Here is an 18730-nt window from a genome sequence, read left to right on the forward strand (position 1 = left end):
AATGTGATGGCAGAGATGACAGTGGCGCAACTAGCCAAACTAATTAAAATTAATGAAAGTGTACTACTTGAGAAATTTGAACAATCAGGTGTACATAAAAAAAGTATCAATGATTTGGTAACTGATGCCGAAAAAAACCAGCTTCTTAGTTTTATCCAAGGTGGTTCGACAGAGAAAAAATCATCAGTAACTTTGCAAAGAAAGACAACTAAGCAGTTGAAAGTCGCTGGAAATCGCAAGGTAAATATTGAAGTGCGTAAAAAGAAAACGCTTGTTACGCAAGTACTTGATGTTGCTGATGAGCAACTCGAAGATGAAGTGCTTATTGGTAAACAACATGAGTCAGTTGATAGTGAGCATGTGAGTGATGATACGCATCATGAATCAGCGATTGAATTAGAGGCGACACAAGAGGCTATTACAGAAAATGATGATGTGACAGAAGAAGTAGTGGTGTCTGAGCAGCCTCAAGCAGATCAAGAAGCAGAAGCAGTGACTGTTGATGATGTGTCTTCAGAAACAAAAGAAGTGAAAGAAGCGAAAGAAGCGAAAGCGCAGGCGGGTAAATCTATTCCTAAACCTAAAAAGCTAGAAAAACCAACAAAAATTGAGAAGTCAGCGGTGGTTGATGAAGTTGTAGATGAAGCAACAAATAGTGGGTTTATGATTACTGAAAAACCGACTGAAAAGCCAAAAAATAATGGTTTTAACATTACTTCAAGACCTGCAGTTGTTGAAGATAAAGAAGTCGCTGATAACAACTCAATTAATGAGGCAAAAGCTACGCATAAAAAAGTGCTTGATAAAACAAAGCGTAGAGCGGATGAAGATGAAGATAATGATTCACGCAAAGGTGCAAAAAAATCAAAATCAGCAGCAGCGAAGAAAGGTTCACGTGGCATGTATGATGATGAGGATGATTATGGTTCAGGATTCTCACGCAAGTCATCTAAGCCAAAGAAGTTGCAACTAAACAAAGTCAAAACGCAGCAGTTTACTAAGCCAGTTGAAAAAGTGATGAAACAAGTAGTACTTTTTGAAGGTATTACAGTTAATGAACTGGCACAAAAGATGGCAGTAAAAGCAGCTGAGCTTATCAAAGTGCTATTTAAAATGGGTGTGATGGCAACGATTAACCAACCATTGGATCAGGAAACTGCGATTTTGATCGTTGAAGAGTTGGGGCATGAATATACATTGCATCGTGATGACACATTAGAGGAAACGGTTGTCGTAGACTCATCAAATCAAGAAGCAATATCACGCGCACCTGTGGTGACAATTATGGGGCATGTTGACCATGGTAAAACCTCCCTTTTGGATTATATTCGTAAAACACGTGTTGCTGTGGGTGAAGCCGGTGGGATTACACAGCATATTGGTGCTTATTCGGTAACAACACAAAAAGGTCAAATTACATTCTTGGATACTCCAGGGCATGAAGCATTTACTGCCATGCGTGCTCGTGGAGCGGGAAGTACTGATATTGTTATTCTTGTGGTAGCGGCCGATGATGGTGTAATGCCGCAGACAAAAGAAGCGATTCAACACGCGCGCGCTGCCGGTGTACCGATTGTCGTTGCAGTGAATAAGATGGATAAGCCAGATGCTGATCCAGATCGCGTTAAAACGGAACTTTCACAGCTTGATGTTATTTCTGAGGAATGGGGCGGAGATGTGATGTTTGCTCACGTTTCAGCGAAATCAGGACTTGGAATTGATACGCTGCTAGATGCCGTGTTATTGCAAGCTGAAGTATTAGAGCTTAAAGCGGTTGATAAAGGTTTAGCAAAAGGTGTCGTTATTGAATCACGTTTAGATAAAGGACGTGGTGCCGTTGCTTCTGTGTTGGTGCAAAGTGGCGAGTTAAATCAGGGTGATATCGTATTATGCAGTACGGAATACGGACGTATACGCATGATGATGAATGATCTTGGGCAAAAAATTGACACAGCAGGTCCGTCAACACCGGTTGAAATCTTAGGTCTTTCGGGTGTGCCAAATGCCGGTGATGAGATGGTTGCGGTTAAAGATGAAAAAACAGCGCGTGAAGTTGCTGAATATAGATCGCAAAAGAAAAAAGATGAGCGTTTAAAGCAACAGCAAGCCAGTAAATTATCAAGCCTATTTGATCGCATGGGTGAGTCGACGGGTGAGCGTCAAACTTTGAATGTCATTGTTAAAGCAGATGTTCAAGGCTCAGTTGAAGCGATTCGTGAATCATTAGTTAAGCTAAGTAATGATGAGATCAAGGTTGATGTGATTGCTTCAGGTATTGGTGGAATTACCATCTCTGATGTGTCTCTTGCCGTCGCTTCTCAAGCGGTGCTTTTTGGTTTTAACGTGCGTGCGGATGCAACGGCGAGAAAACAAGCGGAAACTGATGGTATTGAACTGCGTTATTACAGCATCATTTATGATTTAATCGATGATGTGAAACAAGCGATGTCGGGGATGTTATCACCTGAGTTAAGAGAGCAAATCATCGGTGTTGCTGAGGTGCGTGATGTCTTTAGATCATCGAAGTTTGGTTCGATTGCTGGTTGTATGGTTATTGATGGCGTAATTAAACGTCACAACCCGATTCGTGTATTGCGTGATCAAGTGGTGATTTATGAAGGTTCTTTAGAGTCGTTAAAACGCTTCAAAGATGATGCGGCTGAAGTCAAGAAAGGCATAGAGTGCGGTATTGGCGTTAAGAACTATAATGACGTTAAAGTCGGTGACCAGATCGAAGTCTTTGAAACGGTTGAAATCAAGAGAGAGATATAATTATGGCAAGTAATTCACGCGTTGAGCGTGTTGGTGATGAGATTCAAAAGATCATCGTCGCATTGCTAGCAACTAAGGTGCGTGACCCGCGCTTGCAATGGGTTTCCATTACTGGTGTTGAGGTCTCCAAAGATTTATCTTATGCCAAGGTGTTTTTCTCATCATTAAGCACGGAAACGCATCCATCACAGGTGCTGAAAGCACTAGAATCAGCCAAGGGCTTTTTCCGTACAGCACTTGCCAAAGAGCTGCGTTTGCGTGTCGCACCGGCTTTGCGCTTTTTCTATGATGAATCATTAGCCTATGGTAATAAAATGAATTCGTTAATTGAGAAAGCTCGTCAGGAAGACGAGAAATTTATTCAACAGGAAGAAAATCAAAATGAAAGTAATGATCACAAGGATGGTGATCATGATGAACTGCGCGAAAGGTTGCGTTGATCGCGTATCAGCATTTGTTCTTTAGACCTAAATAAGCTATAGTGCCAAGCAGAAATATCAAGAGTACTTAAGTTCTAGAATTATGGTTCCTGTCATTGCTATAGTCGGTCGTCCGAATGTCGGTAAATCGACACTTTTTAATGCCTTAACACGCACGCGTGATGCGTTGGTTTACGATATGCCGGGGGTGACGCGTGATCGCCAGTATGGTCAAGCGGAATTTGAAGAGCAACCTTTTATCGTCATTGATACCGGTGGCTTGTCTGATAATGATGCCGGTGTTGATGGTTCAATGGCTGATCAATCAATCCTTGCCATTGAGGAGGCGGATCTTGTTTATTTCGTTGTTGATGCGCAAGCTGGCTTGACAGCGGGAGATCTGTATATTGCTGAGCTTCTGCGCACACGTGGTAAGCCTTCGGTATTGGTTATTAATAAAACCGATGGTATGCAGGAAGAGGTTGCCGCAGCTGATTTTTACTCACTGGGTTTTGACGCATTATTTCCCATTGCCGCAAGTCACCGCCGTGGTGTGGGTAATCTATTATCAAATACGTTGTTGCCTTTATGTGATAGAGAGCTGAATGACTCTGAGCATGCTGAAGGAGAAGCCAACAAGCGTGGAATTCGCTTTGCTTTGATAGGTCGTCCAAATGTTGGTAAATCTACACTAACGAATCGTATGTTAGGTGAAGATCGAGTGGTTGTTTATGATATGCCAGGCACCACGATTGATAGTGTTTATATTCCTTTTTCACGCAATGATGAAGATTACACCATTATTGATACTGCAGGGATTCGCCGTAAGGGCAAGGTCAGAGAGACGCTCGAGAAATTCTCGGTGGTTAAAACGCTTCAAGCGATCAAAGATGCTAATGTGGTGATTGTGTTAATCGATGCCAAAGAGGGGCTGACCGATCAAGATATGCATTTGATGGGGTTTGCTTTAAACGCGGGGCGAGCGATGGTTATTGCAGTCAATAAATGGGATGGCATGAGTGCGTCAGATAGAGAAAATCTCAAAGAAGAGATTAATCGTCGCTTAGTGTTTTTAAAAGACTATGTTGATATTCATTTTATCTCAGCGTTACATGGTACTAATGTTGGGCATTTGTTTGCATCATTAAAAAATGCCTATAGAAGTGCCACCAAAAGAATACCAACACCGGAGCTGACACAAGTCTTAAAAATGGCGACACAAGATCATGTACCGCCGATGTCAGGTAAATCAAGGATCAAACTAAAGTATGCTCATATGGGAGGGCACAATCCCCCAGTGATCGTGATTCATGGTAATCAAGTAAATAACCTGCCTGGATCGTATAAGCGTTATCTAGAGAAGTTTTTCCGTGAAGCTTTTAATCTCGTGGGCACGCCGATTAGTTTTGAATTTAAACAATCTGAAAACCCTTATGAACCGACGAAGCAGAGAAAATTAACACCATTGCAACGTTATAGGGATAAGCAGACGCAGAAGGAGAAAATGCAGAAAAAACGTGCGTTAAAGCAATCTAAAGATTAGTTATTTTATGCAGTTAAAAGTCAGTAAACGTCACCATCTTCAGGATGTTAATATTAAATTATCAGGCGCTAAGAATGCTTTGTTGCACTTGCTGTTTGCTAGTTTATTGACTGAAGAAGCAACGACGTTTAATAATGTGCCATCCAGTTTGCGTGATTACCATGCTGTGTGTGATATCTTGCAGGCAATTGGAGGTAAAGTTGATAGCCAAGATGGTATGGCGACTATTGCTGCACCGCAGAAAGTCAACAAAATAGAGCTTTCCAGTAATTACACGCGACGCACACGGACGTCACTGATGCTGCTTGGTGCTTTAGCTAAAAAGGTCAGTGTGTTAAAAATAGGCTACCCTGGCGGATGCTCTTTTAGCGAGCAAAGACCCTTTGATATTCACTTATTAGGTTTTGAAGCGCTAGGGGCAAAGGTCACACATGATGAATATCATATTGTGATTGAACATCAGGCGGATCAATCGGTTGAGCATACATTGCGTTATCCATCGGTGGGCGCAAGCATCAACTTGATGCTATACGCAGCAACAGGAACTGCTCAAGTGAAGCTTAATAACATTGCTTTAGAGCCGGAGGTGATTGAAGTTGCAAGTTTTCTCAATTATGCTGGTGCTAAGATCAAAATTGATCACAGTGCACGCATTATGCAGATCGATGGTGTCGAGAAGCTCTCTGGTGTGACTTTCCGTGTAATGTACGATCGTATCCAAACGATGACTTATGCGGCTTTAGCTTATTTGCATGGTTTAAATGTCTGCGTTGAAGGGGTTGATACCAAAGAGTATATTGCAAAACCGCTGGATGTTTTAAAAAAAATGGGGGCGAAATGGCAATTTGATGCTGAGCATAGCCGGATTTGTTTTTATGGTAAAAAAAGCGTATTAATACCAGTGAACATTACAGCAATGCCTTATCCGGAATTCCCAACGGATTTACAGCCAATTTTTGCGGTGATGTGTGCTAAAGCCGATGGTGTATCTGAAATTACTGATACCGTTTATCCTGAGCGCACCAAGTATGTTGATGAGCTTAAAAAGCTGAACTTTCCGATAGATTACCAAGATAATAAGATCAAAGTGCTCGGCAGTATTGTTGAGCCTTTGCATGCCACGAGTATGAAAAGCTATGATCTAAGAGCTGGAATGGCAGTCGTGATGGGCGCATCGTTATCCGATCAGGTGTGTACGATTACTTCAGCTGAGCAGATTTTTCGTGGCTATGAAAATCTACTTGAGAACCTTACCCACTTTATGCATATCAGCATTGATAAAGAAGAATGATTATGTTTTCCTTGAAATCTTATAATACATACCATATTGAGAGCTTTGCCAAGCATGTGTATTTTCCGCAATCGCTAGATGAAATCATTGAAATATATAAGCGCCACACAAAGGTGATCATCTTGGGTAATGGTAGTAATATCATTTTGACTCAGAGCATGTATGACGATGTTGCATTTATCGTGATTAAGGATCAGTTTAAAAAGATCACTCACGTGAGCGACGGTGTTTATGCTGAAGCTGGTGTATTGTTAAAAGAGTTATCCTTGTATGCTTATGATCATAGTTTAAGTGGTGTTGAGACATTTTTTGATGTGCCGGCAAGTATTGGTGGGGCGATGATTATGAATACTGGCGCTTATGGTGATGAAATCTATGATCATGTGCGCTATGTTGATGTTTTGGATCGTGAGAGCTTTACACAACAGCGGATTGATAAAGCGAATATCGATTATGGCTATCGCTATTCGATGTTTAAAACAAGACCGGTGATTATTCTTGGGGCATGTTTTGATTTATCGGCAAAACCGCAGATAGAAATTAAAGATAAAATGGATAATATCCTGTCACAGCGCCAAGCAAAATTACCCCCTGAGCCAAGTGCAGGAAGCGTGTTTAAGCGCCCTAATTATCATATTACTGTTGGTGAGATGGTTGAAAAGATTGGCTTAAAAGGCTTTCAAATTGGTGGCGCGCAGATATCACCAAAGCACGGTGGTGTGATTATCAATACCGGTAATGCCACAGGACAACAGATACTGCAATTAGTCGAGCATATTAAACAGGAAGTGTTAATGCATTATCAAGTGCAGCTGGAGTTAGAGCAGATCTTGGTTTAACGTGCTGTGCAACAAATCATTGATAGAGGCTATAAGCAGAAATTTTTAAGCCTCAATTTGCCTATCTATGAAATCGGTATTTCCTTTGATCAAGACACGCGTAGCATTAACGGATTTGAGCTTAATAGATCAAAAGAATGATGATAATAATGCTTCAATAAATCAAAATGGATAATTCTTGAAGTTTTTTTTGGATTCTTAAAAAAAACGATGATGTTTTATGGCTGGGCTGCCAGGATTCGAACCTGGGTATGACGGGATCAAAACCCGTTGCCTTACCGCTTGGCGACAGCCCAATATTGATCGTGAAAACCGCTTAGTTAAGGGGTTGACATCGCTCGACAGGTGCAAAGTTTAATGTTTTCACTATCCAACTGTCAACATCTTTTTCTAACTTTTTCTGATTTTGTAAAAGCTGATTGTAATCCGTGCTAAGGAGGTAAAAGCACGCACCTGATCCAGTTAATCTTAGCGCTTGTGCATTGGGTAGTGTTTGTAAATTTTGCCATACCTTTGGGTAAAGCTTTTGAATGACTTCAAGAAAGACATTGTCATGCGCTAGTGGGTTAGTGATTTCTCGATGATTTAATAGCGCTTTATTCTTATTTAATAAGGGATGGTTAAATAACTCCTGAGTGCTGGCATGAAAATCTGGCTTAATAATCAGTGCATATTGTTCGATATAAGCTTTAGGCGTTAGTATCTCACCAATTCCCTCTGCCCAAGCTGCTTGTTGCAGTAAAAATATCGGTACATCGGCACCAAGATTTCGACCAATCTTATGTAACTGCTCATTAGCAAGATGACACTGCCATAATGTGTTAAGGGCAATTAACGTGGTTGCTGCATTGCTACTGCCACCACCTAGACCAGCTCCCATTGGAATATTCTTATCAATATGAATATCGATGCCAGTATGCGCTTTAGCAAACGGCTTTAAAGCGAGTGCTGCTTTGTAGATTAGGTTATCTTCCTTTTGGCTAATGTTAACGTTGCTAGATAGATTGATTTGATGATCTTCTGTAAATGAAAAATATAGAAAATCTTTAAGATCAATAAACTGAAACCAAGTTTGCAGATTATGATAGCCATCATCACGCTTGCTGGTGATATGCAGAAAAAGATTTATTTTGGCATAAGAGGGATAAGTTACGGGTTTAAAAGCCATGATTTAATCACTAGGGTAATTTTTAAATCATCACCATAACGAAATATGATTTTCTCAGCAAGCGGATATTGCGTGTCATACAGCATATAGTCTTTATATTGGATTTGCCAACCTTGCTGTTTAAGATTTTGTACTAGACCAAAGTTGTTAAGCGTTTTGCGATAAGGCACTTGTGGTATATATAAACCACGCGCCCAATAATATAAGCCTTCAATCGGTAAACTCCAGCCAAGTTGTGATTGCATAAGCGCTTCAAGACTTTGTGATTTAATTACTTCACCATTACTACGCTTAAGCTCTACTTGATGATTGTCACCTGAGAAAGTCATAGCACCTATGCCTAATGGTCCATAAATCTGAATCCAGAAATCTTGCTTGTTTTGCTTCCAGATGAAATTAGCAGATTCACCTTTGTGATTGATGATAATGCCAATCACACCAGATGCTTGCCATTGGGTTAGTTTCTGTAGGTTTTTCTGATAGCTCTGCCAAGCTTGGGCTAGCTTGAGCTCAGTATTTTGATTCGGTTGAAAACTTTGTTTGTATGCTATATTTTCTTGATTTGTGACGATGAGAGTAAGTGGTGTTTTAGGTGTGCTTATTGTAGTACAACCTGTTATTAATAAAAGAAAGAAGGTAATCAAAGAATATAAAGCGATGGTAGGGGTAATATGTCTTTTAAACATTAGCCTTAGACCCCAAGCTCTTTTTTATGTATCTGCATGACTTCAGCGTAGTTTTGGGCATTGGCTTTAATATAAGCCTTTTCACTGTCTTTTAATGGGCGAGATTGAGTCGCGGGTGAACCAATATATAAAAAACCTGATTCAAGAGTTTTACCTGGTGGCACCAGAGAGCCCGCGCCAACAATGACATCATCTTCGATAATCGCGCCATCCAAAATAATCGCACCCATGCCGATTAAGACACGATTGCCGATATGGCAGCCATGGATAACCGTGCTGTGCCCAATGGTGACCTCGTCACCTATGCGTGTATCGTAACCCGTGCCGGGGTTGTCAAGAAATTGTGTGGTATGCAAAATCGAGTTATCTTGGATATTGGTTTTATAACCGACGGTGATATTTAAGAGATCACCGCGAATGCTAACATTAGGCCACACAGAGCACATCTTGCCAATAGAGACATCGCCGGTGACAGTTGCCATTGGGTCAATAAATGCCTCTTTAGCAATACTTGGTGTTTTGCCATTAAATGAACGAACGGGCATGGTAATAGTCTTTTGTTTTAATTGAATAAAAGGCAATATATACCCAACACAAACCATTTTCCAGAGTTTCTTGCTTCTCCTTTTGCGTGATTTTATCAGATTGAACTTTGGTTATAGTATTAACTATCGCCTGCAGTCCAATCTGATAAAATCTTCACAAATTGCTTTGCAACCAAGCACCATAAAATGGCTTGTGTTGGGTATTCACAAGCCAAGCTAGGATAAAAAGGATGATTATGAAGGTAAGTATTATTGGTGTTGGTGCCATTGGTGGATTTATCGGCGTGCGCTTACAAAATGCAGGTATTGCAGTGCAGTTGGTTTTAAAGCAAAAGCCAAAAAATCAACAAGCAGTTGACCTTGCCATCACTGGTGGTATGGCGCTTGCTGCAAGTTTTAAGGATATCGTTGATTGCGTTGAAGATATTGATGGTGATCTTATTTTTATTTGCACCAAGTCAACTGCAAATAGTGTGTTATTTGAATCGTTGAAAAATGTGCGTAACAAATGGATTGTATTGCTGCAAAATGGAATTAATGAAGAGGATAAGCTCAGACAATATTTGGATGAGAGTAATACAATCATTGGCGCAATAAGCCATATTAAAGTGAGTAAAAAAGGTAGTGAAATCACGTGGCATAATCAGTTATGTAATATCGATTATGCCTATATGCAGCCAAGAAACAATATAAGCGTTGATCGTCTGTTGAGTAAGGCTTTTATTGAAGCGAATAAGAAAGAGAGTGTATTGGACTTACGCTTTCATAAGTTACTTGTGAGTGCGCCATGCAATGGTGCATCGGTTGTGTTTCAAGCAGATATGAATACCTTGGCAAATAATCCACAGATTGCGCAGATGATTCGTCAGATTGCGCTTGAGGTTATTGCGGTAGCTCATGCTTATAAGGTTGCGCTTAATGTTGAAGCAATTGATAATCTACTTGTTGCTTTAGCCAAGCCTGAGTACAGTGGCGCTTATTTTAGTATGTGGTATGACTACAATGAAAATAAACCGATGGAGCTTGGTAGTATTTATGAGAATGTGCTGGAAATGGCGCGCTTAAAGGATCTAGAAATGCCAATGCTTGAGCGCTTATATGGGCAGTTAATGTGTTTAGAAATGAAAAAGCTAAGTGTTGATCACAAGGATACGATTAAAGGAATGTTTGGATAGTTTTTCGTGTCAAAATGTGTTGAATGTAAATCATTCCTCTCGTTTGACTTGGTCATCAGTAGTTGTAAGTTCTTAAAAAGAAACACTGTAAAATGCTTGGCAACTGGTATAAGCTGACACCATAGGAAATAGCTACAACATCTTATGCATTTAGATTTTAAACATTTTGTTTTTGACTTAGACAACACGCTTTATTCAGCAAGTTCGGCATTTTTTGATTTGCAATTACGCAATATGTCGGACTTTATTATTGAAAAATTAAAAGTAACCCGCAAAGAAGCCGATTTTTTGCGTGAAGAATACTATCACAGCTTTGGCACCACAATGCACGGTTTAATGCATCATCATGCGATTGATCCATATGAGTTCTTGGCAGTGATTGATAATGTGCCATTGGAGCGTTTGCGCTTGGATGATGAGCTTTTAGGCATGTTGAATGATTTGAAAGCAAAAGGTAAACACTTATCTATTTTCACGAATGGTTCGCTTTATCATGCGGATCGGGTGATGTCGAAACTGTCCCTTAATCAAGTGATTGAAGATGTTGTGACATTAGAGTGCACGGGACTTGTGCCTAAGCCAGATCCTAAAGCGTATCAATTTTGCTTTGAGCGTTTGAATATAGATCCTAAAAAAGCAGTATTTTTTGAAGACTCATCGCATAACTTAATCCCAGCTAAGCAGATGGGGATGGCAACGGTGCTTGTTAACGCTGATGACATGGCGCATGCGCGTTTTATTGCGCACCCTGAGATTGATTATTTTGTGCAAGATGTACCGTCTTTCCTAAAAGGGGACTTTTTAGAAAAACGTGTTTAGGAGGTTGATGTGCCAATAAAGGATTATTTAGATAAAGTAAAGCCTTATGACAACTACTATCGCGGCAAGTTAGCAACACATTTACCAATGGCATTCATTGCGCTGAATGAAATGGGCGCGAATGATTGTCAAATGCAGAAATTTTTCGAGTATTACAAGCCAAAGTTGGAAATAAAGCCTGCTAGAAACATGATGATCTCTCAAGATAATTGGCAAGCGTACTGTTTTAAAGAAAAGCATTTTGTTGATTTAGAAGTCTTTTTTGCGAGTGAAATTGAAAAAGAGGGTGTTGATAAAGTATTAAATAAATATTTGCCAAGACTCAGTCAAAATCTAACATCAGCAGCATTTCACCCATTGATCAGACTCGCTTTTGCTATTCAGGCTGAGAGTCAAAGTGAAATTGTTGCTGCTTTGGCATATCTTGCAGATGCTTGTTTAGTGATTACGCCACAATTGGTAACTAATACTACTTCGTCTGAGAAAAAAGCGTTTGATGCTTTTGCAATCTTAGAGGCGTTGAGACAGAATGGACAAGTGATCAAAGTGCATAAAATCAATGGTTTAATTGCAGATCGTATGCGCTATATTGATGGATTATCTGAGTTTAATAGTGTGTTCAATACACTGGCAAATGATCATTGGACGCTTACAGCAATAGCTGACTTATCCTTGAATTTATACTTGCGGACTAATAATTTCACGGCATTGCATGCGCTGACAGGAACGCAAGCCTTGAGAGTTGTTTTACCTTATATTTATAAAGAGAAACAACAGATTGTGCTCCATCAGTAGTTCCCGCTGAAAAACTCTCTGAAAGCCTATGGTTGAAAGGTTTATTAGAAAAGAGATTACGAAAATCATTTTCTGGAGACCTTGATTTATCTAGTCTTGAGAGGTTAGTGGGAATTGCTGGTGCTCCATAATTTTACGCGCGGTATTATTGCAGCAGCAGTAACCTTGCCAGTGACGATTTCTTTCTTAGCACAGGAAGTCATAGAGTTTAATGACGTACCTGATTGGCAAGAAATTTTCAAACAGGTTTTAGCTTTGGAGCATGATAAGGGTTGGGAGCATGCGATTAAGTTGAGTTTTAGCGCTTATTTGGAGTCAAAATGCTATCCGGAAAATGAGCATAAATATCGATACGTTGCAGCAAGGCGTTGTAGACTTCAGGTTTAGCAGTTTATTTTTATCATTCCTATCGAGGAAAGTAGGATCATCCTAGACGCTCTTATGGGCTAGATTATTATACGCCATTGACTTACTTTTGAGTGTACTCTAAACTGAGCGGTAAGTGAGCCATACTGGGTGTGTGAAATTGATCTTTATTGAAACAGATATTTTTACTGAAGATGTAAAGTCATTACTTAGCGATGATGAATATGCTGAGTTTCAGGTCTATTTGGCAGAGAATCCTTTAATTGGTAATCTGATACAGCAAACTGGGGGATTAAGAAAAGTTAGATGGTCAGTAAGGGGTAAAGGTAAAAGAGGTGGTGTTAGAGTTATATACTATTATGTATTGCCTGACTCACAGATCCGACTTTTATTAATTTACCAAAAAGGTAAGCAAGATGATTTGACACCAGAGCAAAAGAAAATATTAAGGCAATTAAATGAAAGGTGGCAGTGATGGAAAATAAACTATTTAATCGATTAATTGAAAGTATGCAGCAAATGAATGAAATCATAGATGGAGAGCGTGCCCCATCGCGTGAATTCACAATCAATGCAATGCAAGTAAAAGAGATTCGCAATAAAACGGGACTATCTCAGGCAAAATTCTCCAGATTAATTAATGTAAAGTTACCAACGCTAAGAAATTGGGAGCAAGGGCGCAGAGAACCTACAGGCCCTGCTAAAGCCTTGCTAAAAGCGATATCAAAAGATCCAAAACATGTTTTGCTTGCTTTATCCCAATAACAGAAGATCTAGATAAAACCACTTAATGCTGACTATAAACTTGATGCGTTGAATCAATTGTTAAACGTGTTGCAACTTCTTTGATTTTTGAAGCAATGACGCGAGCGATTGCACTATGACTGCTTTGGATATTTTGCAGAATATTATATTCATATTGCACAGAATGATATTGTGGTAGGACTTGTACAATATTAGCATTTTGTAAGTGTGGCATATTAAAGGAGCGTTTAGGACACAAGCCAATACCGTGACCAGCAATAATCATTTGTGGGATTAATGACAAGATATCGACAGTAAGCTTGCCCTTTACCGATACTTTATATTCATTTTTGTATTTATCATAAAATGTCCAAATATTCTTATCCCACATGTTGGGATATAGACAGTTGTGATTAGCCAACTCTTCTAATGTCTGAGGCATGCCATGCTTGGCAATATACTCTTCTGATGCAAATAATGCCAAATGGTCATGACAGGATTGCACCAGTTGCCATGCATCTTCTTGGATCAAATGATAATACGAAGATTCCATGAGGATAATATCATATTGATGAGACATCATCTTAATGGTGTGTGCGTTACTATCCAGTGTTGGTAAGGTATAGCTATCAATTTCAAGCGTATAGTTTGGAAACTTCTGACATAGCTCAGGATAAACATAATTAATAAAAAACATACTCATCCCAACAGATAGCAATGCCTTTACGGTATGATTCTTGCTGTCATTTAACGTGTTAGATAGCGCAATATCATCAACAACATGCGAAAGATCGCTATAGAGCTTCTTGGTGCGTTGATAAAGCTCTTGTCCGGCATAAGTTAACTCAAGCCCTTTATTGCTGCGATGAAAAAGCTTGGTTTTTAAGCTGTCTTCAAGCTTGGTCACTTGACGCAAAATCGTTGTGTGTGTTGTTGAGAGTGCCTTGGCAGCCTCTAAGAATGATGTTTTCTGTACTACGATATTGAAAGTGTATAAATCGTTAAAACAACGTGTCATCGTTTTTACCTTTTGCTTAAACCTTGAGTTGCTGGGAATTGTAAAAAAATGCATGTAACTAAAAAGGCGCAATAGTGTAATAAAAATGTAAAAGAAAAAGCCTTAAGAGCAATAATTTGCTTAAGTCGAGTAAGTTGCATCTAAGCTGTGCGGGTGAGGGGTGTATATGCCCACCACTGACGTGGCTTATGGCAGTGACTTTTTTCCCGCAAAAAAGTCACCAAAAAGCTCGCCCTACAAGTTTTGTTAACGCCAATTCCATGGGATTTTTGCAAACTCGTTACACTCAAACATGCAAAAATATAATCCATGGTATTCGGCGCAAAACTTTAATGGGCATTAAGACAGCCAATCAAAGTCATGTTTGGAAAGATTGCCATAGCAAATTTTAGTTTTTAAAGGAGAGGCGTACGGCGTACGCCCAATAGATTTAGTTGTTGCCGGTAAAACCATTGATGAAGTTAGTAATCAATGAGTTTTTGGTATCAGCTACAGGAACATCACCATCAATCGTCCACATGATCGCACCACCAATACCTTGTTCTTGTGCATAGCGACCGTAATCTTTAGCATCAGCACCGGATGTATAGAAGAATACACTGGTGTTTTTGGCAAGTTTGTTTGCGTAAATATCTTGCCAGTAGCTCGAGATCGTTGCTGGAGTGATGCCAAAAAGCCCTGTTGGTTGCGGTACTTTCAAGCCATTGATAACCGCTGTTGAACCAACATGATAGGTCTTACCATCTTTCTCAACCGTGAAGTCATAAGTGTCTTCTGGTTTTGCAAACTGTAGTAGGTAGCGATTATTAAAGCTTGAGGCGCAACGGTTTGAAGCAGTAAGACTTGTGCTACAATCCGCGCGATCCAAGTCACCTGCTAAAACATATGAATTCTCAGGAGTGTAATGATTAGCAAAGCCATGATTATTTGCTAAGGTGCTTGGACCATTGATTGCACGCGAGTAAGCAGCAAGCCCCATATTGATCTTTTGCTTATTGTCTGGCATAGCTGTTATAGCTGCATCGACGGCTTTGGCAATCGTAAAGTCGTCCTTCGAACCTCCTTCAGGTTGGAACAATGATTGATTGAAACCTGTTTTACCACCAGATGCTTGAGCAACAGTTAAGTCATAAGTCATTAGGTTAAGAGATTCTAGGTTATCAATATTTGTCTTACTTAATACTGAATCTTTAAGCGCATTAATAATATCAGGATCTCCTTGGATGGTTAATGACACCTTTAATGGAGCGCCTGATTTGGTTTTAACGTTCTCATGCAATGCATTAATGACATTTGCTAATTCTCCCTTCATAAAGTCAAAGAAGTAATCTGTTTTACCATCGTTTTCGACATCTAAATCAACCTCAGTGATATTAAAGTGATCAGCTAATGCTTGAACAGAGTCTACTAAATTCTGAATGTTTGCAGGATGTCGATAAACTCCCCAATTAATAGCATCCCAACCACCAATAGAAACAATTTTATCAAGGTCTTTATTGTATTGATCAAGATTAGCAAAGGCATCGAAGTTACCAAAGTTCATATACCACTCTAAATCATCACCTGTATTAACACGTGTGTCTGTTGTACAAATTCTAAAGTTCATATCTGAAGCATTACACCAATCGTTATTACCGCCATCACCCAGTTTGTCACTTTTTAAGTCACTCCAAGAGTCACTAAAGTGAATGGCTCCTAATGACGCACCTTTAGGTTTAAGATCTTCGTTGTCATAGACAAATAAGAATGCATAAGCAACCCCTGTTAACTGTTTTACCTTTTCTGCCATGTCGGTATTTTGAAGTGCGATAGTTTGCTTATCACCCTTATCAATCATGTCACAAGTTGTGTCACTTGTTGCCTGATAGATAGGTGCTCCAGTGGCAGGGAAAGCATCTTTACGTGGAATAGGGTATGAGGTGTAAGGAATGGCATGCCCTGGTCCCCCCACTCCGCCAACACAGGAGTTATTACCATAAACACCATAGTTTGTGACATAACCAATTAACTTGGGCTTTGATTTTGGCGGTGTGGCATCAGGAATCTCAATTCCTTTACCATTAGGAAATACTGCTGTAGGTGCCACTAATGTATCGTTATCTTGAAGATAAACTTGAATCTGACGTCCTGTTTGATCGGAGTTAAGATTTTTCACATAGAGCTCATACTGACTCATGCCATCGAACCAGCCGCACTCCCCATCTAGTTTGTTGCCACTCTTATCAACAACTGCACATGTAATACCAGTTTTTAATATTGCTTGATCTTCTTGCGGCACATTCACGGCAGGGACTTTGCTAAGATCTAATGGTCCATTTAAACCCCATGTCTGGCCATTTAATTTAGTTTCATCCCAAAACTCAAAAAACACTTCATTTCTAAATCCTTCATAATCACTGACATCAATATAAGCGTAATTAGTTGGATAAACTGTCAGATGTTCGTACCAGTTAAATTCAGGGAATGCTTCACCTAGTTTAGTCACTGTGTAAACTTGATCATTAAGGGGGGCATTATCATCTTGTATTTGCCATGTAGATGAATCTTTTAATTGGGTTAACTGGATTTGTTTGCCATTGTTTTCAGCAAAGCTTTCAGCTTTTAAACCCGAAGCTCGATTAAAAACTTGGGGGAATTTTACCTGCTTAATCGATTTAGCTATATGTGCATCGTTATCGTTATCTGTTACGATAAAATCAAGAGAGACATCATGCTCATCAATCACAGGGAAAGGAAGATGCTGATTTTTAGTGGTGAGATCATGTGCCTGAAGTTTAGGATCAGTTGTTGAGGCATCATGCGCGGTAATCTTGACACTGAAGCTTGGCATACTGATCTTGCCATCTTTATTGGTGTATTTGTACTCAGTCACCGAAGCAAATATGTCTCTCGTGTTTACCTCAAGACGACAATCACTTCCTGTGACAACAGTATTAGTTTGATCGTCATACACCTCACAACTGTAATCGACTTGATCCGATGTGCTGCCATCTTCATGAACAACTACGGCTGTTGGCGAGAATACACCTGCAACAGGGTAGTTATCTTTTTCTTGATCTTTACCTTTGGCATTGCCAAATCCAGCTGATTGCTCTGACCATTGGATGACATTCTGCCCGGGTTCATTTGCCCCGATAATGGTTAAATTATTATAACTACGGGTAACATTTGTCCCTTGTTGGGTGAACGTCAGGTTAATGGTGTGTGTTTTAAATATACTATCACCCGTTGCTGTAAATGCTAATACGCCATTATTTAAGCTACAACTCACATTAGGATCCAACTGTCCATCAACAAACGCCTCACAGCTTGCTTTGACATCATCATCTTGTGCATTGACAAATTCATTTCCTGATTTCATATGACCGAAATGGACGTTGATATCGGCAAGTTGAAATTGCCCTTTGTCGTCAAATTGTGCATCACTTGGCCAACTGTTTGCGTTTAGCCAATTGATATAGTCATCCGTATCTACGGTAATAATTGGTTGAGCAGTATCATATTGCGCTTGGATTGAGGTGTTCTTAGTATCGTCTGCTAAATATTGGTAGCTCTTAGCTTGGGCTAATGACTCTTGTCCTTTATCTACTTTGTTGTCAACGGTATAAGTTTTACAAGCCGTTTGATCGTCATCACCTGCGGCAATAGTTACACTAAATGGATCATCATTAAGTTTTAAACCCTGACGCAAGTTCTGATTCATATCATTTTGTGCATAAAAAACAGTGACGCCCTCATTGTAGTCTCTGGTGATTTCAGCACAAAGTTGCAGTTGTGATCCACTGGCAATCTCTTGATTTGTATCAATTGTATTGTTATTCATGTCGCGTAAAAAGAACTTCACGGGCACTTTGATATTAAGACCATGTGGAATATTATCTTCAGTGACTTCAAAATCCTGTTTGCCATCGATGCTAATCACCTCAAAATGGTGGATACCTGAAATATTGCCACTAGATTTAATCTTACTCGCATCAAAAGGAATATGTACATAACCATTAGTGTCTGTCATAACATTGATCAAATACGTGTTATTACCTTGATCAATCGCACCTGCTAAAATATTGCTAGTACCCATTTGTGAGGCTGTTTCGCCATCACGCGGGTTTAAGTCTTCTTTGAGCACTAAGGCAAATCCACCATTAGCAGCACCAATGCCTGCAACGCGTTTTAGAGCCTGTTTGTTGATTACAACATCAATGCCTGTGCCTGAAATTTTACCTTCTTCAATGCTGCCACCTGTTGCATTAGGAATGCTAATTTGCACACCAAGTTTCGTTACAGGTATCGGTGATGGCGGTGTGTCACCACCTCCACCCCCGCCGCCACAAGCGCTAAGGGTTAATAACGAACCTAAGAGTAAAGAGGGTAATAGTCCTTTTTTAAACTTGCCCATGGATTTGTCTGTATTTGTATTTTTCATTGTTTCTCCGATATGATTAATGATGTGGTTGAACACTTGTGTAGTATGTTTTGTGATCGTTAAATAAGCTGTGAAGTGAATGTAAAATATATGTAAATATCGCTAGTCATAAATATCCTCCACTTCA

Annotated in this window: 16 protein-coding genes and 1 tRNA gene; 11 read left to right on the forward strand and 6 right to left on the reverse strand. The window is 39.7% G+C overall.

The window, feature by feature from the left end; genetic code table 11:
* Positions 1-6 precede the first annotated feature (6 nt).
* The 5 genes from infB to murB all read left to right on the forward strand — a co-directional run bounded on the left by infB (position 7) and on the right by murB (position 6864).
* Entirely contained in the window at positions 7-2772 is a 2766-nt protein-coding gene (gene infB / locus DNJ75_RS07275) for a translation initiation factor IF-2 (protein WP_117002787.1), read from the forward strand.
* 2 nt (positions 2773-2774) lie between these two features.
* Entirely contained in the window at positions 2775-3212 is a 438-nt protein-coding gene (gene rbfA / locus DNJ75_RS07280; RefSeq protein ID WP_117002788.1) for a 30S ribosome-binding factor RbfA, read from the forward strand.
* 82 nt (positions 3213-3294) lie between these two features.
* Complete coding sequence (gene der / locus DNJ75_RS07285) at positions 3295-4734, forward strand: ribosome biogenesis GTPase Der (RefSeq protein ID WP_117002789.1); 1440 nt, start codon at positions 3295-3297, stop codon at positions 4732-4734.
* A 7-nt stretch (positions 4735-4741) separates the two neighbouring features.
* Complete coding sequence (locus DNJ75_RS07290) at positions 4742-6025, forward strand: UDP-N-acetylglucosamine 1-carboxyvinyltransferase (RefSeq protein WP_117002790.1); 1284 nt, start codon at positions 4742-4744, stop codon at positions 6023-6025.
* Positions 6026-6027: 2 nt separating this feature from the next.
* On the forward strand, positions 6028-6864 hold the full coding sequence (gene murB / locus DNJ75_RS07295) for a UDP-N-acetylmuramate dehydrogenase (protein WP_117002791.1): 837 nt from the start codon (positions 6028-6030) through the stop codon (positions 6862-6864).
* 221 nt (positions 6865-7085) lie between these two features.
* Here murB and DNJ75_RS07300 read toward each other — a convergent pair.
* The 4 genes from DNJ75_RS07300 to DNJ75_RS07315 form a co-directional block, all read right to left on the reverse strand.
* A tRNA-Gln gene (locus DNJ75_RS07300) sits at positions 7086-7160 on the reverse strand.
* A 20-nt stretch (positions 7161-7180) separates the two neighbouring features.
* The gene (gene ispE, locus DNJ75_RS07305; RefSeq protein WP_170137203.1) at positions 7181-8035 is read right to left on the reverse strand and encodes a 4-(cytidine 5'-diphospho)-2-C-methyl-D-erythritol kinase; all 855 of its coding nucleotides are present in this window, start codon (positions 8033-8035) and stop codon (positions 7181-7183) included.
* Positions 8014-8718, reverse strand: a complete 705-nt coding sequence (gene lolB / locus DNJ75_RS07310; RefSeq protein WP_117002793.1) for a lipoprotein insertase outer membrane protein LolB — start codon at positions 8716-8718, stop codon at positions 8014-8016. The genes ispE and lolB overlap by 22 nt, the downstream gene beginning before the upstream one ends.
* Positions 8719-8723: 5 nt before the next feature.
* The gene (locus DNJ75_RS07315; protein WP_117002807.1) at positions 8724-9263 is read right to left on the reverse strand and encodes a gamma carbonic anhydrase family protein; all 540 of its coding nucleotides are present in this window, start codon (positions 9261-9263) and stop codon (positions 8724-8726) included.
* A gap of 236 nt (positions 9264-9499) precedes the next feature.
* Here DNJ75_RS07315 and DNJ75_RS07320 point away from each other — a divergent pair, with 236 nt between their 5' ends.
* The 6 genes from DNJ75_RS07320 to DNJ75_RS07345 all read left to right on the forward strand — a co-directional run bounded on the left by DNJ75_RS07320 (position 9500) and on the right by DNJ75_RS07345 (position 13183).
* Positions 9500-10438: a ketopantoate reductase family protein gene (locus DNJ75_RS07320; RefSeq protein ID WP_157968256.1), complete on the forward strand. Its 939-nt coding sequence runs from the start codon at positions 9500-9502 to the stop codon at positions 10436-10438.
* A 144-nt stretch (positions 10439-10582) separates the two neighbouring features.
* On the forward strand, positions 10583-11257 hold the full coding sequence (locus DNJ75_RS07325) for a pyrimidine 5'-nucleotidase (RefSeq protein WP_117002795.1): 675 nt from the start codon (positions 10583-10585) through the stop codon (positions 11255-11257).
* A 9-nt stretch (positions 11258-11266) separates the two neighbouring features.
* Positions 11267-12052: a questin oxidase family protein gene (locus tag DNJ75_RS07330; protein WP_117002796.1), complete on the forward strand. Its 786-nt coding sequence runs from the start codon at positions 11267-11269 to the stop codon at positions 12050-12052.
* A gap of 120 nt (positions 12053-12172) precedes the next feature.
* The gene (locus DNJ75_RS07335) at positions 12173-12439 is read left to right on the forward strand and encodes a hypothetical protein (RefSeq protein ID WP_117002797.1); all 267 of its coding nucleotides are present in this window, start codon (positions 12173-12175) and stop codon (positions 12437-12439) included.
* Between the two features lie 133 nt (positions 12440-12572).
* A complete protein-coding gene (locus DNJ75_RS07340; protein ID WP_229667683.1) occupies positions 12573-12893 on the forward strand; it encodes an addiction module toxin RelE in 321 nt (106 codons plus the stop codon).
* Positions 12893-13183: a helix-turn-helix domain-containing protein gene (locus DNJ75_RS07345; RefSeq protein WP_117002798.1), complete on the forward strand. Its 291-nt coding sequence runs from the start codon at positions 12893-12895 to the stop codon at positions 13181-13183. Before DNJ75_RS07340 ends, DNJ75_RS07345 begins: the two co-directional genes overlap by 1 nt.
* Positions 13184-13205: 22 nt before the next feature.
* Here DNJ75_RS07345 and DNJ75_RS07350 read toward each other — a convergent pair whose 3' ends face one another.
* On the reverse strand, positions 13206-14180 hold the full coding sequence (locus DNJ75_RS07350) for a LysR family transcriptional regulator (RefSeq protein ID WP_170137202.1): 975 nt from the start codon (positions 14178-14180) through the stop codon (positions 13206-13208).
* Positions 14181-14610: 430 nt separating this feature from the next.
* Positions 14611-18603, reverse strand: a complete 3993-nt coding sequence (locus DNJ75_RS07360) for a glycosyl hydrolase family 18 protein (RefSeq protein ID WP_117002801.1) — start codon at positions 18601-18603, stop codon at positions 14611-14613.
* Positions 18604-18730: the final 127 nt, after the last annotated feature.

The sequence above is a fragment of the Cysteiniphilum litorale genome (genome assembly GCF_003428165.1).
GTDB classification, from domain to species: domain Bacteria; phylum Pseudomonadota; class Gammaproteobacteria; order Francisellales; family Francisellaceae; genus Caedibacter; species Caedibacter litoralis.

Excerpts from the sequence above, each read along its gene's own strand:
- murB (WP_117002791.1), top strand. The coding sequence starts at position 6,028 with ATGTTTTCCTTGAAATCTTATAATACATACCATATTGAGAGCTTTGCC.
- DNJ75_RS07345 (WP_117002798.1), top strand. The coding sequence starts at position 12,893 with ATGGAAAATAAACTATTTAATCGATTAATTGAAAGTATGCAGCAAATG.
- der (WP_117002789.1), top strand. The coding sequence starts at position 3,295 with ATGGTTCCTGTCATTGCTATAGTCGGTCGTCCGAATGTCGGTAAATCG.
- lolB (WP_117002793.1), bottom strand. The coding sequence starts at position 8,718 with ATGTTTAAAAGACATATTACCCCTACCATCGCTTTATATTCTTTGATT.
- DNJ75_RS07290 (WP_117002790.1), top strand. The coding sequence starts at position 4,742 with ATGCAGTTAAAAGTCAGTAAACGTCACCATCTTCAGGATGTTAATATT.
- DNJ75_RS07350 (WP_170137202.1), bottom strand. The coding sequence starts at position 14,180 with ATGACACGTTGTTTTAACGATTTATACACTTTCAATATCGTAGTACAG.
- rbfA (WP_117002788.1), top strand. The coding sequence starts at position 2,775 with ATGGCAAGTAATTCACGCGTTGAGCGTGTTGGTGATGAGATTCAAAAG.
- infB (WP_117002787.1), top strand. The coding sequence starts at position 7 with ATGGCAGAGATGACAGTGGCGCAACTAGCCAAACTAATTAAAATTAAT.
- DNJ75_RS07360 (WP_117002801.1), bottom strand. The coding sequence starts at position 18,603 with ATGAAAAATACAAATACAGACAAATCCATGGGCAAGTTTAAAAAAGGA.
- DNJ75_RS07315 (WP_117002807.1), bottom strand. The coding sequence starts at position 9,263 with ATGCCCGTTCGTTCATTTAATGGCAAAACACCAAGTATTGCTAAAGAG.
- DNJ75_RS07320 (WP_157968256.1), top strand. The coding sequence starts at position 9,500 with ATGAAGGTAAGTATTATTGGTGTTGGTGCCATTGGTGGATTTATCGGC.
- DNJ75_RS07325 (WP_117002795.1), top strand. The coding sequence starts at position 10,583 with ATGCATTTAGATTTTAAACATTTTGTTTTTGACTTAGACAACACGCTT.